This window comes from Pseudarthrobacter sp. PH31-O2 (assembly GCF_030063265.1).
Taxonomy (GTDB): Bacteria; Actinomycetota; Actinomycetes; order Actinomycetales; family Micrococcaceae; genus Arthrobacter.
This window is the reverse complement of the sequence record NZ_JASIST010000011.1, coordinates 91,994-105,687: the sequence shown is the minus strand read 5'-3', so window position 1 is coordinate 105,687 and position 13,694 is coordinate 91,994. Positions and strand designations below refer to the sequence as shown.

The 13,694-nt window shown below is 64.2% G+C and carries 15 protein-coding genes; 7 read left to right on the top strand and 8 right to left on the bottom strand.

From position 1 onward, the window contains the following. Positions 1-36 precede the first annotated feature (36 nt). Positions 37-957 carry an LOG family protein gene (locus QMG72_RS15600; protein ID WP_282359648.1) on the bottom strand — a complete coding sequence of 307 codons (921 nt, stop codon included), beginning with the start codon at positions 955-957 and terminating at the stop codon, positions 37-39. Positions 958-1,182: 225 nt separating this feature from the next. On the opposite strand from QMG72_RS15600, the gene QMG72_RS15595 reads away from it, so the two are divergent. The 4 genes from QMG72_RS15595 (at position 1,183) to QMG72_RS15580 (ending at position 4,435) form a co-directional block, all read left to right on the top strand. Continuing rightward, positions 1,183-1,938 carry an amino acid ABC transporter ATP-binding protein gene (locus QMG72_RS15595; protein WP_226776105.1) on the top strand — a complete coding sequence of 252 codons (756 nt, stop codon included), beginning with the start codon at positions 1,183-1,185 and terminating at the stop codon, positions 1,936-1,938. 59 nt (positions 1,939-1,997) lie between these two features. Continuing rightward, positions 1,998-2,885 (top strand): glutamate ABC transporter substrate-binding protein, encoded by an 888-nt coding sequence (locus QMG72_RS15590; RefSeq protein WP_253032297.1) that lies wholly within the window; start codon positions 1,998-2,000, stop codon positions 2,883-2,885. Between the two features lie 90 nt (positions 2,886-2,975). Next, positions 2,976-3,626 carry an amino acid ABC transporter permease gene (locus QMG72_RS15585; protein ID WP_226776103.1) on the top strand — a complete coding sequence of 217 codons (651 nt, stop codon included), beginning with the start codon at positions 2,976-2,978 and terminating at the stop codon, positions 3,624-3,626. Further along, positions 3,623-4,435, top strand: a complete 813-nt coding sequence (locus QMG72_RS15580) for an amino acid ABC transporter permease (protein ID WP_226776102.1) — start codon at positions 3,623-3,625, stop codon at positions 4,433-4,435. The genes QMG72_RS15585 and QMG72_RS15580 overlap by 4 nt, the downstream gene beginning before the upstream one ends. Before the next feature lie 81 nt (positions 4,436-4,516). Here the strand turns inward: QMG72_RS15580 and dapE are convergent, their stop codons facing one another. Then, on the bottom strand, positions 4,517-5,671 hold the full coding sequence (dapE, locus tag QMG72_RS15575) for a succinyl-diaminopimelate desuccinylase (RefSeq protein WP_282359649.1): 1,155 nt from the start codon (positions 5,669-5,671) through the stop codon (positions 4,517-4,519). A gap of 136 nt (positions 5,672-5,807) precedes the next feature. Here dapE and dapD point away from each other — a divergent pair, with 136 nt between their 5' ends. Then, on the top strand, positions 5,808-6,818 hold the full coding sequence (gene dapD, locus QMG72_RS15570; protein ID WP_226776100.1) for a 2,3,4,5-tetrahydropyridine-2,6-dicarboxylate N-succinyltransferase: 1,011 nt from the start codon (positions 5,808-5,810) through the stop codon (positions 6,816-6,818). Between the two features lie 69 nt (positions 6,819-6,887). Next, positions 6,888-7,739: a hypothetical protein gene (locus QMG72_RS15565; RefSeq protein ID WP_226776099.1), complete on the top strand. Its 852-nt coding sequence runs from the start codon at positions 6,888-6,890 to the stop codon at positions 7,737-7,739. Positions 7,740-7,781: 42 nt separating this feature from the next. Here the strand turns inward: QMG72_RS15565 and QMG72_RS15560 are convergent, their stop codons facing one another. From QMG72_RS15560 to fdxA, 5 genes are all read right to left on the bottom strand, one after another. Then, positions 7,782-8,393 (bottom strand): hypothetical protein, encoded by a 612-nt coding sequence (locus QMG72_RS15560; protein ID WP_226776098.1) that lies wholly within the window; start codon positions 8,391-8,393, stop codon positions 7,782-7,784. A 57-nt stretch (positions 8,394-8,450) separates the two neighbouring features. Beyond that, positions 8,451-9,089, bottom strand: a complete 639-nt coding sequence (locus QMG72_RS15555) for a TetR/AcrR family transcriptional regulator (RefSeq protein WP_226776097.1) — start codon at positions 9,087-9,089, stop codon at positions 8,451-8,453. 175 nt (positions 9,090-9,264) lie between these two features. Next, complete coding sequence (locus QMG72_RS15550; RefSeq protein WP_226776096.1) at positions 9,265-10,548, bottom strand: citrate synthase; 1,284 nt, start codon at positions 10,546-10,548, stop codon at positions 9,265-9,267. A 228-nt stretch (positions 10,549-10,776) separates the two neighbouring features. Then, the gene (gene dapC, locus QMG72_RS15545) at positions 10,777-11,925 is read right to left on the bottom strand and encodes a succinyldiaminopimelate transaminase (protein ID WP_226776095.1); all 1,149 of its coding nucleotides are present in this window, start codon (positions 11,923-11,925) and stop codon (positions 10,777-10,779) included. An 11-nt stretch (positions 11,926-11,936) separates the two neighbouring features. Beyond that, the gene (gene fdxA, locus QMG72_RS15540) at positions 11,937-12,263 is read right to left on the bottom strand and encodes a ferredoxin (RefSeq protein WP_226776094.1); all 327 of its coding nucleotides are present in this window, start codon (positions 12,261-12,263) and stop codon (positions 11,937-11,939) included. Positions 12,264-12,430: 167 nt separating this feature from the next. Between fdxA and QMG72_RS15535 the strand changes: the two genes are divergently transcribed. Further along, a complete protein-coding gene (locus QMG72_RS15535; protein WP_226776093.1) occupies positions 12,431-12,682 on the top strand; it encodes a putative acetyltransferase in 252 nt (83 codons plus the stop codon). Between the two features lie 150 nt (positions 12,683-12,832). Here QMG72_RS15535 and QMG72_RS15530 read toward each other — a convergent pair whose 3' ends face one another. Continuing rightward, positions 12,833-13,642: a type IV toxin-antitoxin system AbiEi family antitoxin domain-containing protein gene (locus QMG72_RS15530; protein ID WP_226776092.1), complete on the bottom strand. Its 810-nt coding sequence runs from the start codon at positions 13,640-13,642 to the stop codon at positions 12,833-12,835. Positions 13,643-13,694 lie beyond the last annotated feature (52 nt).

Here is a 13,694-nt window from a genome sequence, read left to right as displayed (position 1 = left end):
GCCAGACGGGCGCTCCTCCGGCGGGCGGGCGGGCGGTCAGCCGCGCGTGCCGCCGGCTGTTTCTGGGCCGGAGCCGTTTACCGTTCCGCTGGAGGTGCTTGTCCCGTTGGGATTCCGGTGCCGTGCGGCGCCCTCCACAACCAGCGCGACCGCCAGGGCCGGGTCGTCCACGACCTGCAGCAGGTCCAGATCCTCCGCTGACATCATTCCCTCGGAGACCAGCGTGTTTTGAATCCACGCCAGCATCGGCGCCCAGAAGTCTGAGCCGATCAGGACAATCGGGAAGGAGGTGACCTTCCGGGTCTGGACGAGGACCATAGCCTCGAAGAGTTCATCAAGTGTCCCGAGGCCGCCCGGGAGCACAATGAACCCCTGGGCGTACTTCACGAACATGGTTTTGCGGGCGAAGAAGTAACGGAAGTTGATACCCAGGTCCACCCACTGGTTCATCCCCTGCTCGAAGGGCAGTTCGATGCCGAGCCCCACAGACACCCCGTTGCCCTGCACTGCGCCCTTATTGGCTGCCTCCATCGAACCGGGGCCGCCGCCGGTGATCACGGCCAACCCGGCTTCTGCCAGCTGACGTCCCACTTCGACGGCGAGTTCGTAGTTAGTGCTGCCGGGTACGGTCCGGGCCGAGCCGAATACGCTGACCGCCGGGCCCAGGTCCGCCAGCGCACCGAACCCTTCGACAAACTCGCTTTGGATCCTGAGGACACGCCACGGGTCGGTGTGGACGAACTGGCCCGGACCCTTCGTATCCAGCAGCGTGCTGTCGGACATCGTGACTTTGGCAGCTTTGCGCCGCAATTCCAGCGGACCCTTATGCCGGATCCCGGCGACCGGCGGCGCCTCACCAACGCTGGCTGGCGGCTGTCCGGCGCCTGCGCCGGGTGTGTTGCCGGCTGTCGTTGCGGCGCCGGCCGGCTGATCGTGCTGCTGCGAATCTGTACTCATGCCCACAGGGTAGCGCGGATGCCCCGGCCCACAGGGTAGCGCGGATGCCCCGGCCCACCGGCTCAGCCCGCGGGGACACCGCTGCGCGCAGTGCCGGTCCGCAGCGCCGGAGGTTACCCGAGGTTGCCCCAGAGTCTCTGACCTGCAGGTATCTCTTCAATTACGATCCGTAGGAAGTAGGAGTGATTGCGGTCATATGCCGCCGATGTTCGCTAGATTCTTCTTATGACTACTCAAGTGCCCGGCGATGCTCTCGTCTCCCTGAATGCCGTCAATAAGCACTACGGCCAGTTGCACGTGCTGAAGGACATCAACCTGAACGTCCGCAAGGGCGAGGTTGTTGTTGTCATCGGACCGTCGGGATCCGGCAAGTCCACGCTCTGCCGTGCCATTAACCGCCTCGAAACGATCGACGACGGCGTCATCACCATTGACGGGAAGGAACTGCCCGCCGAGGGCAAAGACCTCGCCAAGCTGCGGGCCGACGTCGGAATGGTGTTCCAGTCCTTCAACCTCTTCGCGCACAAAACGATCCTGGAAAACGTCACGCTCGGGCCGATTAAGGTCAAGGGCGAGTCCAAGGCGCAGGCCGACAAGGAAGCTATGACGCTGCTGGAGCGCGTCGGCGTCGGACATCAGGCCCCAAAACTCCCCGCCCAGCTTTCCGGCGGACAGCAGCAGCGCGTCGCGATCGCCCGGGCCCTGGCCATGAAACCCAAGGTTATGCTCTTCGATGAGCCCACCTCGGCCCTTGACCCGGAAATGATCAACGAAGTCCTCGACGTGATGGTCCAGTTGGCGAAGGACGGCATGACCATGATCGTGGTAACGCACGAGATGGGATTCGCCCGCAAGGCAGCGGACCGCGTGGTGTTTATGGCCGACGGTGAAATCATCGAGGACGCCACGCCTGAGGAGTTCTTCACCAATCCCAAAACCGACCGCGCCAAGGACTTCCTGTCCAAGCTGTTGACCCATTAGCCGACCATACGATTCGCATCCTGGCCGTCCACCAATGGCCCTCCAATGAAAGGAATGCCATGAAGGCATTTTTGACCCGTAGGAAATCCCTGTTGATCGCAGCATCCGCTGCAGTAGCCCTCGGCCTGAGCGCTTGCGGCGGCAGCAGCAGCACCACCACCAGCGCCCCGCCGGTCGCCGAGAAGCCGAGCTTTGCAGCCGACACCACCATGGCGAAGCTCTCCTCGGCAGGCAAGATCACCATTGGCACCAAGTTTGACCAGCCGCTCTTCGGCCAGAAGGGCCTGGACGGCAAGCCGGTGGGCTTCGACGTCGAAATCGGCAAGGCCATCGCCGGCAAGCTGGGCATCCCCGCCGACAAGATCGAGTGGGTGGAAACGGTGTCCGCCAACCGCGAGGAATTCATCAAGCAGGGCAAGGTCGACATCATCGTCGCTACCTACACGATCAGCGACAAGCGTAAAAACGAGGTCGACTTCGCCGGACCGTACTACGAAGCCGGCCAGGCGCTGATGGTGAACAAGGACAACACCTCCATCACCAAGCCCGAGGACGTCAAGGGCAAGAAGGTTTGCTCCGTGACCGGCTCAACACCGGCCGGCACCATCGTGGAGAAGTACGGAGCTGAGCTTGTCCCGGCAGCAACCTACTCCGCCTGCCTTGAGCCGCTGCGCAACAAGCAGGTTGAAGCCATCACCACCGACAACGTGATCCTCGCCGGATTTGTCGACAAGGAGCCGGAGGCCTTCAAGCTGGCTTCTGACCAGACGTTCACCAAGGAGCCTTACGGCATCGGCCTGAAAAAGGGCGACACCGCCTTCCGCGGCTGGATCAACGACCAGCTCGAAGCGTTTGCCAAGGACGACACCTACAAGAAGGCTTGGGAAGGTACCGCGGGCAAGGTCATCAAGACCGTCCCGGAACTCCCCGCCATCAACCGCTACTAGCCGGTGTGGCGGCGGCAAGTGCCTTGACCGGCGCGGGCCGCCGCCATTTCCGTCTTCCGCCTGGCCCCCTCAACGCAGCTGAAGGACCCTATGGACGTCATCATTGAAAACCTCCCGGCGTATTGGGACGGATTTCTCAGAACCCTTTTTCTTGCCGTCGTTTCCGGCATTATCTCCTTGATCGTCGGTACCCTGCTGGCAGCAGCCCGCGTCTCCCCGGTGGCGGCGTTGCGGGGGTTCAGCATGTTCTATGTCGAAATTGTCCGCAATACCCCCCTGACCATTGCCTTCTTTTTCGCCGCCATTGTGCTGCCGCGGTTGGGTGTGACGTTCCAGCAGTTCGAAGTTGCCGCGATCATCGCCCTGAGCGCTTACACCTCCGCTTTTATCGCCGAGGCCGTCCGGTCCGGTGTAAACAGCGTTCCAGTAGGCCAAGCTGAAGCTGCACGCAGTATCGGTATGGGTTTCGGCCAGGTGCTCTCCCACATTGTCCTGCCGCAGGCCCTGCGCACCGTGATTCCACCGATGATCAATATCCTGATCGCCCTCGTGAAGAACTCCTCGGTTGCCGGCGCCTTTTTTGTCCTTGAACTCTTCGGCGAGGGCAAGCAACTGGCGAACGCCAATGGTGACAAGGTTCTTTGGGTCCTTGCCGGAGTCGCTTTCTTCTACCTCCTGATCACTATCCCGCTCGGCATCTTTGCCGCCCGCGTTGAACGAAAGGTGGCGATCGCCCGATGACTTCCGTTCTCTACGACGTCCCCGGGCCCAAGGCCCGCCGCATCTCTTTGATCGCTTCTGTCATCGGTGCGCTCCTGATCGCCGGGCTGCTGGCCTTGGCTATCGCCACCCTTGCCTCGCAGGGGATCTTCGAGGCGCGCCGCTGGGAAATCTTCGGCAATCCCGACGTCTGGAAACTCATTGGCGACGGGCTTGGCGCCACCCTGACCGCAGCGGCCGTCGCTGCCGTCATTGCCTTCCCGCTGGGCCTGGTCATTAGCCTGCTGCGGATTTCCTTGGTACCGGCGATCCGGATTCCGATCCGGGTTGTCCTGGAATTCCTGCGCGGCATGCCAGTGGTGCTGATGATGTTCTTTGTACTGCTGGTGTTCGGGACCAGTTCCTACGTCGCCGTCGTTGCAGGGCTCGTGCTCTACAACGCTGCGATCTTCGCGGAGATCATCCGCGCCGGCGTCCAGTCGCTGCCTAAGGGCCAGCGTGAAGCAGGCCTGGCCATCGGCCTGACCAGCTTCCAATCCCGTATGTTCATTGAATTGCCGCAGGCGATCCGCCGGATGCTGCCCTCGCTTGTAGCCCAGCTTGTTGTGCTTCTTAAGGACACCTCGTTGGGGTACATCGTGGCGTACGGTGAGCTCCTGCGCGCCGTGCAGGTCATGGCGGACTTCCTCGGCCCGCAGTTCCTCTTCCCCATCTTCTTTGTGGCCGCGGCGATTTACATCCTGATCAACCTGGCAGTATCCCGGTTGGCCATCTGGATCGAACGCCGTGGCTCGAAAAAAGCAGCCGGCGGTATGGCCAAGGCCAGGTAACCGTCGACACCAAATAGTTCGCTCGCAGCACGAAAAAGGTCCGGAACCAGGGTTCCGGACCTTTTTTGCTGTTTGGCGGTGCTAGCCGGCGAGCCAGCTCCGCAGCGCACGCAGGCATTCGCGGATCGCATCGGCCTCGACATGCTCGTTGTCCTTGTGCGCCAGCAAAGCGTCCCCCGGGCCGAAGTTCACCGCGGGGATGCCCAACTCACTAAAGCGGGCGACGTCGGTCCAGCCGTATTTTGGTTTCGGCTCCCCACCCACGGCAGCCACGAAGGACGCGGCGGCCGCGTGGTTCAGCCCGGGCCGGGCGCCCGCTGCAGCGTCGGTGCGAACGACGTCGAATCCCGCCAGCAGCTTCCTGACGTGCTGTTCGGCGTCGTCCGGGGATTTGTCCGGGGCGAAGCGATAGTTGATTTCGACAACGCAGCGGTCCGGGATGACGTTTCCGGCGGTTCCGCCGTTGATTTTCACCGCGTTGAGGCTCTCGCGGTAGTCCAGCCCGTCCACGTTGATGGTGCGGGGTTGGTACTCGGCGAGCCGGGCAAGGATTGGCGCGGCTGCGTGGATTGCATTGCTGCCCATCCAAGCGCGGGCCGAATGCGCCGCTTCGCCAACGGTGGTCACCTCGAAGCGGATCGTGCCGTTGCACCCGCCCTCGACCGTCCCGTCCGTGGGTTCCAGCAGGATCGCGAAGTCCCCGTCCAGCAGGCCGCCGTGGTTACGGACCAAGCGGCCCAGTCCGCTCTTGACGGCCTCAACCTCTTCGTGGTCGTAGAAGACGAACGTCACGTCCTTGTCCGGCTCCGCGCCTGCGTCGAACAGCCCTGCCGCGAGGGCCAGCTGAACCGCGACGCCGCCCTTCATATCGGTGGCACCGCGCCCGTAGAGAATCCCCTTTCCGGGCGCGCCCGAGGGCCAGTAGGACGGTACGGTACCAAGGGAGCCGTCCGTCGCGGGCAGCGGCACCGTGTCCAGGTGCCCGGCCAGGATAACCCGTTCGGCCCGGCCCAGATTGGTCCGGGCAATGATTGCGTCACCGTCGCGGACCACGTCCAGCCCGTTGATGGCACGCAGGGCATGCTCCACCGCGTCGGCCAGTTCCCCCTCAGCGCCGGAAACACTGTAAATGTCGATCAGCTGCGCTGTCAGCAGGGCAACGTCCTGGTGCAGGTCCAGGCGGGCGGCAGCGTGGGTGCGGGCGTTTGGGTGCAGGTTCGGGTCCGGGGCAGTCACCCTCCCACTTTATCCGCTGGCCTCCCTGGCCGTCCCGCGTATGCGGCATTCCGGGTAACCCCGTCAGCGTCAACCACCCGGTCATGTGGAAGGTGCCGGTTTCGGCCACCGCAGCCGCCGTCGATACACTGGGAACATGACTGAAACCGCTTCTTCCGCCGTGCCCGCCGACGCCCGCTCCGCCTACGGATACGGCGTTGCCACGATCGCGACCGGCAACGGTGCAGCCACCGTGCTGGATGTCTGGTTCCCGGCCCCGGCCCTGGGGACTGCGGCCGAGAGCCTCCGGGATGTAGCCAACGCGGACCAGGCGCTCCTCGAGATCGCCTCGACCGGCGCTGACGCTGACCGCGGCACCGAGCAGAAGGTCGTGTTCGTCCAGATCCACCTTGACGAAGCGCCCGCCGATACCGCAGACGCCTACTTGCGCCTGCATCTGCTCTCCCACCGCCTGGTCAGGCCGAACAGCATCAACCTGGACGGGATCTTCGGCAAGCTCCCCAACGTTGTGTGGACCAGCTTCGGGCCGGCCGCCGTTGAGGGCTTCGAACTGACCCGCGCCCGGCTGCGCAGGCGCGGCGCCGTCACCGTCTACGGCGTGGACAAGTTCCCCCGCATGGTCGACTATGTTGTCCCCTCCGGCGTGCGGATTGCCGACGCCGACCGCGTCCGCCTCGGTGCGTACCTGGCTGAAGGCACCACAGTGATGCACGAAGGATTTGTGAACTTCAACGCCGGTACGCTCGGCAGCTCGATGGTCGAAGGCCGTATTTCGGCCGGTGTGGTCGCCGGTGACGGGTCCGACGTCGGCGGCGGCGCCTCGATCATGGGGACCCTGTCCGGCGGCGGCAAGGAAAAGATTTCGCTGGGCGAACGCGTACTGCTGGGCGCCAATTCCGGGGTGGGCATCAGCATCGGCGATGACTCCGTCGTAGAGGCCGGCCTGTACGTGACGGCCGGCACCCGCGTCCGCGTGGTCGGCGCCAATGACGCCGACGGCGAAGACACCAGCCGGATCGTCAAGGCCGTTGAGCTCTCGGGTGTGCCCAATCTACTGTTCCGCCGCAACTCCTCCACCGGCGAGGTTGAGGTCCTCCCCCGTAAGGGCCAAACCGTTGAACTCAACGAGGCACTTCACGCAAACTAGGCCGGGGTGCGCAAAGATAAAACCGTCGGCAGAATACCGCGGCCCCGGCAGGGCCTGAGGGAGTAGTTCGTGGCACGCAGAGGCAGCTTGCGCCGTCGGCTTGTGCTGCTGCTGACCCTCGCGCTGGTCGCCGGCGGGATCTACACGGCCGTGACCTTCCTGCAGCGCTCGGAAGTCCTTATCACCGAACGTTGTACAGCTGTGGGTGGCAGCAGCGATGATCTTGCCGCGGATCAGGCCGCCAATGCCGGCTTGATCGCGGCCGTCGCCGTCCGGCGGGGCCTCCCGGCCCGGGCGGCCAGTATTGCCTTGGCCACGGCAATGCAGGAGTCCAAGCTCCGGAACATCGGCCACGGCGACGAAGCCGGCCCGGACTCGCGTGGCCTCTTCCAGCAGCGCCCCTCGCAGGGCTGGGGCACAACGGATCAGGTGATGGATCCCCACCATGCGAGCAACGCCTTCTACGATGCCCTGGTGAAGATCCCGGGCTTCCAGAACATGGCCATCACCGACGCCGCGCAGCGCGTCCAGCGATCGGCCTACCCGAACGCTTACGCGGCGCATGAGCCGATGGCCCGTGCTTTCGCCTCCGCACTGACCGGACAGACCCCCGCGGGCCTCGACTGCACCCTGCGGGACCCCGATGCGGCGGGCGACCCGGCCGCCGTGCAGGACAGGCTGACCGCCGACTTTGGCGCAATTCCTGCCACCACGGAGGCCCGGAGCCTTGTACTGGAAACCGAAGGTGCCCAGGCGTGGGCCGTCGCCCAGTGGGCGGTTGCCAACGCCAAGGTCCTCTCCGTCACGGAAGTCCAGGTCGACGGGCGCCAATGGAGCAGGCAGAAGCGCAACGGCTGGCAGCCGGCGGAAATGCCGGCCGGGCTTCTCAGGATCACCGTCGCCGAAGAGCCGGCGCGCTAAGCGGTGAGTTCGGTCCGCATGCAGTGCACGGACCGGCGGAACTCAGACCAGCAAATCCACCACGGGCTGCACAAAGCTGCGGAACAGCTCCGGCTGGGAGAGCAGCTCAGAGCTCATCACGATCTTGTCCGGCTCCAGATACCAGGCCCGGGGTTCTGCAAGTGGAAGTTCAATGATGGTCAGGGTGAAATCCCTGGCGGCCCGGCCCACCTCGAGCAGCCTGTCATCCACCATGTCCTGCAGCAGCTGCACCGACCCAGCGACTTCACGTTCAGCTTCCAACGTCAGGTACTCGCCGCGGCGTTCCCGGGCCCAGGACAGCGCAGCTCCAAAATGCGCCTGGAGTACCCGCCGGAGGGCAGGGGAATTGCCGAAGTCACGGAAGCCGGGCGGACCCAGTTCCGGCGACATCTCGGGATGCGCTTTCAGGAGTTGTTCCCACCACGCCTCCCATTCCGTCCTCAGCGCGCTAACCCCGCCCACCTCCGCGATGAGGTGTGTGTGGTCAGCGGGCCGGATTTTCGGCGCCGCGTGGCATAGGGCTGGATGCCCGGCGCCGTCCAGCCCGGCCGCGTCGCGAAGGTACAGTGCAATGAGCATGGGACCCGAAGTATCCATGGTGATCCGCCAACCCGGCCCGCCTGTGTGGTGCATCCAATTGCCTCCTTGGCACGACGTACGACTCCAGTGTATTCCTCGCGTCAGCCCAGGTTAATGGCTGCCGGGGTGGCTGCCCAGTCCGGTGAGATGGGCCTCCAGCACGTCGCTGCATACCTGCGCGGTCATCCATTCGGGCTGCAATAACGCGTGCATGGTGAGGCCGTCGAGGGTGGCCAGCAGCCGCTCAGCTTCGGTGACCAAACGCTGCTCGTCCTGGCTGGCGTCGGTTCCGGCCGCGGACGAAAGATCCATCACGAGCCGTCCGACGATCGCGGCGACGGCCCGGTGGCTCCGGTCTGCCTCCGCGGCGAGGAAAGGCTTGGTCCGCGCTGCGTTCTTAAAAGCCATCCAGACGCAGGCGTCGACAGCGCGTTCCTCGTCGAGCGGAAGGAACTCGCCCAGCAGGGTTAACACGCCCCGATGGTGTTCCGGGGTCCCGGGCCGGGTCCCGGCGAGGCGCTCGTCGGCGGACTCCAGCCTGCCGACGACCCGGTCCACAACCACTCCGAACGAATGGGCCAAAAGTTCGTCGCTGCTGGCGAAGTAATGGCGGACGGATCCGACAGCCAGTTCGGCCTCGTCTGCGACTTCGCGCAGCGACGCCCGTTCAAGTCCATCGGCTGCGACAATCCGGAAGACCGCTTCGACAACTTCCTGGCGCCGGATTGCGGCGTCGACAAATTTGGGCATTATTCCTTTTTAGCACGAATGTGCCCGCACGACGCCGGGGCGCACCGGCAACCGGCGTCCCACCTCGGCAAATGGTCACCACCGGACCCATGGGCACCATCCCGAGGAGAGATATATACGACGCCGGCCGCTCACCTCGTGGGGTGAGCGGCCGGCGTCGTACTTCTTGAGTGCATTACACGGAGGGGTAGTTGCGCTCCGGCTCGCCGATGTAGAGCTGCCGCGGACGGCCGATCTTGGTGTTGGGGTCACTGATCATTTCACGCCACTGGGCGATCCAGCCCGGCAGACGGCCGATCGCGAAGAGCACGGTGAACATCTTCTCGGGGAAACCCATGGCCTTGTAGATCAGGCCGGTGTAGAAGTCCACATTCGGGTAGAGCTTGCGCTGGATGAAGTAGTCGTCATTCAACGCCTTCTCTTCCAGGCGCAGGGCGATCTCGAGGAGTTCGTCGTTGCCGCCGAGCTTCGTGAGGATCTCGTGCGCCGTCGCCTTCACGATCTTGGCCCGGGGGTCGTAGTTCTTGTACACACGGTGTCCGAAGCCCATCAGCCGGACGCCGTCCTCCTTGTTCTTGACCTTCTCCATGTAGTCCTCGGGCTTGGTGCCGTCGGCCTGGATCTGGCGGAGCATCTTCAGTACGGCCTCGTTGGCGCCGCCGTGGGCAGGGCCGAAGAGGGCGTTGATGCCTGCGGAGACGGAGGCGAAGAGGTTGGCGTTGGAGGAACCAACGAGCCGGACCGTTGACGTCGAGCAGTTCTGCTCGTGGTCCGCATGCAGGATCAGGAGCAGGTCCAGTGCCTTGGCGACGACCGGGTCCACCTCGTACTGCTCGGCGGGCAAGCCGAAGCTCAATCGCAGGAAGTTCTCCACTAGGTTGTGCGAGTTGTCCGGGTAGAGCATTGGCTGGCCGATGCTCTTCTTCAGGGCGTACGCGGCAATAACCGGCATCTTGGCCAGCAGCCGGTAGGTAGAGACCTCCACCTGCTCGGCATTAAAAGGATCCAGCGAGTCCTGGTAGAACGTGGAAAGTGCGGACACCGCGGAGGACAGTACCGGCATCGGGTGGGCATCACGCGGGAAGCCGCTGAAGAAGCCCTTGAGCTCCTCGTGGAGCAGGGTGTGGTGGCGGATCCGCTGGTCAAAGGCTTCCAGCTCAGTGGGGGTCGGCAGGTTGCCGTAGATCAGCAGGAAGGAAACTTCCAGGAAGCTGGAGTGCTTGGCGAGCTGTTCGATCGGGTAGCCGCGGTAGCGCAGGATTCCGGCATCACCATCGATGTAGGTGATGGCGGAGGTGGTTGCCGCAGTGTTCATAAAGCCGGGGTCAAATGCAACGGCACCGGTCTGCTTCAGCAGCTTGGAAACGTCGTAGCCTTCGTTTCCTTCTACAACCTGGATGCGCGGGAGTTCAAGCTCTCCGCCGGCGTGCCGCAGGGTTGCGCTGGTGGTCTCAGTCATGGAGTCTCCTCTGAGGCCTCGGGGCCCCTGTAGAAAGCTGGTCCAACTTCTGGTGAAGCTGCCCACGGAACCTGTTTTAGCCACGGATTCCAACGGCTGCGCTGCCTTCTTGTGGAAAGCCACCATTGATAGTCAGTTAAAAACTACCGGCAGATCCCGGGTGGCACTAATCCAAGGCCACCAGGGACCGACCTAAACGCACCGGATGTGGCACGTGTCACAGCATTCCTACGGCCCCACGGCCAAACGGGCGGCCGCCGCGTCGATCCGTTCGTCACTTGCCGTCAGCGCAACCCGGATAAATCCGTTGCCCGCGTCACCGTAAAACACGCCCGGTCCCACTACGATTCCGCGGTCAGCGAGACGGCCGACGGTCTCCCAGGTGGCCTCTCCGGCGGTCGCCCAGAGGTAGAGACCTGCCCGGGACTCGTGGATCGCCAGCCCAAACCGTTCCAGTGCTGGCACAATGCGTTCACGGCGGCCGCGATAAAGGTCCTTTTGCGCCTGCACATGGACGTCGTCGCCGAGGGCGACGCGCATGGCTTCTTGGACCGGGTACGGAACGATCATCCCGGCGTGCTTGCGGCTGTTGACCAAGTTCGCCACGATGGCGGGGTCGCCAGCCACAAAAGCCGCGCGGTATCCGGCCAGGTTGGACTGTTTGCTCAGCGAGTACACAGCCAGGAGTCCCTCATGGGAGCCCTCCGCAACCTGGGGATCCAGGATACTGGGGACCGGGGAGCCCCCGCGCTGAACGTCCCATTCGCCCCAGCCGAGTTCGGCGTAGCACTCGTCCGAGGCGACGACGGCGCCGAGTTCGCGGGCCTGGCGTACGATGCGGCGCAGTGATTCGGCATCGCGGACGCTGCCGGTGGGGTTCGCCGGCGAGTTGACCCAGACCAAGCGCACCCGTGCCCGGGTTCCGGCATCGAGTTGATCGAGGTCGTCGGCCGGGACGTGCTCTGCCCCGGTAAATGTGGCACCGATATCGTAGGTGGGGTAGGCGACTGTGGGTCGGACAACGACGTCGCCCGGCTTCAGGCCGAGCAGGAGCGGGAGCCAGGCCACGAGTTCCTTGGAGCCCACCGTGGGCATAATGTCCTGTGGATCCAGGCCGGGGACGCCGCGTCGGCGTTCGAACCATGCCGCGATGGCTTCCCGGAGCTCTGCGGTGCCGTGGACTGTCGGGTAGCCGGGAGCGTTTGAGGCTGCACGCAGTGCTTCCTGCACCACCTCGGGAGTGGTGTCCACCGGGGTTCCGATGGACAGGTTGGCGACTCCCCCGGGGTGTTCTGCGGCCCTGGCCAGATACGGTGCCATGGCCTCCCACGGATAGTCGGGCAGGCTGAGACCGAAGTTTCGCAGCGCAGGTGCCACCGGGAACCGCCTTAGTTCTCTTGGTTCTGCGGAGGCAGGACAGCGATCATCGGGTGGTCCGTGTGGGTATTTCCGACCTTTGCGGCCCCGCCCGGGGACCCCAGCTCATCAAAGAATTCGACGTTGGCCTTGTAGTAGTCCGCCCACTCCTCGGGAGTGTCGTCCTCATAATAGATGGCTTCGACGGGGCAGACCGGCTCGCAGGCACCACAGTCCACGCACTCATCGGGGTGGATGTACAGGGAGCGTTCACCTTCATAGATGCAATCGACTGGGCATTCTTCAATACATGCCTTGTCCTTGACATCTACACACGGCTGCGCGATTACGTAGGTCACGTCCCTGGCCTCTCCACGTTGGTTCCGGCGGCTGCCGGATTACTGCTCCCGGCCTGAGCGCCGGGCTGCTGACTTCTGAGCCTATTATCTCCCAGCCGGTTCCCGCGAACCTAGCCGGGCGTCACACGGGCCCGTCCGATTGAATCAAGCCACCCTAGGATGAACAAGTGAGTTCACCGATGCCTTCGCCCCAAGAGTTCCTGGCCACCGCCGAGCCCGGCACCCGGGTGGTGGTCCGATACCGGATTGAGGGCGGATTCACAGATGCCCTGGGCGAGCTCATTGCGCGCGACGACGACGCGTGCACCGTCCGGACCCGCCGTTCCGACGACGTGATCCCCTTTCGGTTGGTGGTGGCCGCCAAAGAGGTCCCCCCTGCACCGCCGCGCCGGACCCCAACCGGACATGCCCTCCCGTGACCGTGGCCACTGGACATATCACCACTATGCCCACGACGCGCCGCCTCCAGTGGACATGCCCACCGGTTCGGCCCGCGAAAAGTGCACATGTCCTCCGCTAACCCGACCGCACTTGGCCCGCACAATTCCCCAGGCAGGGCATGTCCATTGCTAGGCGGCGACGGACGACCTGTTCAACGCGTCCCGAACCATGCCGATGAATTCCTCGGGCCGGTTCAGGAGTAACGAATAGCTGACGACAAGGATCGGTATGCCCCGCCGGGTCATCACGTTCCACCGACGCCGGTCCTCCTCGAAGCTTGTCCGGTCCATGTGGAAGCCAGCGCCGTCCGTCTCAATGCCAAGCTTGCCGTCCACCATAAGATCGATATGACCCATTCCGGGGATATTGACCTGGGACTCGACATGGAATCCGGCGCTCCGCAGCCAGTACCGGGCCATGCATTCGATGATGGACTGCGACTGCGGGACGATGGCGGACACGATTCGGCGCTCCCTCTCATCGTTTCGGCCACTCAGCCTGAGCCGCAGCCCGGACAGCGGTACGCCTTTGAGGGCGACGGCCGACTCCGCAATCACCAGGCCGTCAAGGTCCGGCAGGCATCGCAGGCTTTGAACGACAGTGTCCACCAAAGTGGGCGGCGCAGCGGACCGGTGGCATACGAAACCGGAGTAGCTGCGGCTATGGGGAACCGCGACATGAGGAAGCACTGGCGTCTTAAGAACCCACAGACCATGGAACTGCGCGGCCGTTGCACACGCAGGCTCGGCCGGCAGCGACCGAATGGCGATAAGCCGGGCATCGGCGGTGGTAAGCGCGTAAACGCCGCGGGCCACCCGGGATACGGCACCCGAGCCGAGCGCAGACTCGAGCTGAAAGCTCGAGACACCGGCGGCAGCGAGGTGTTTGGCGCGGGCGACGCCGTCGTATTTTGCCAGAACATCTATGGCAGTGACCATAAAAAAAGCGTGGCACCCGAGCGAACGGTCGGAACAGTGCCGTTCAACGCCA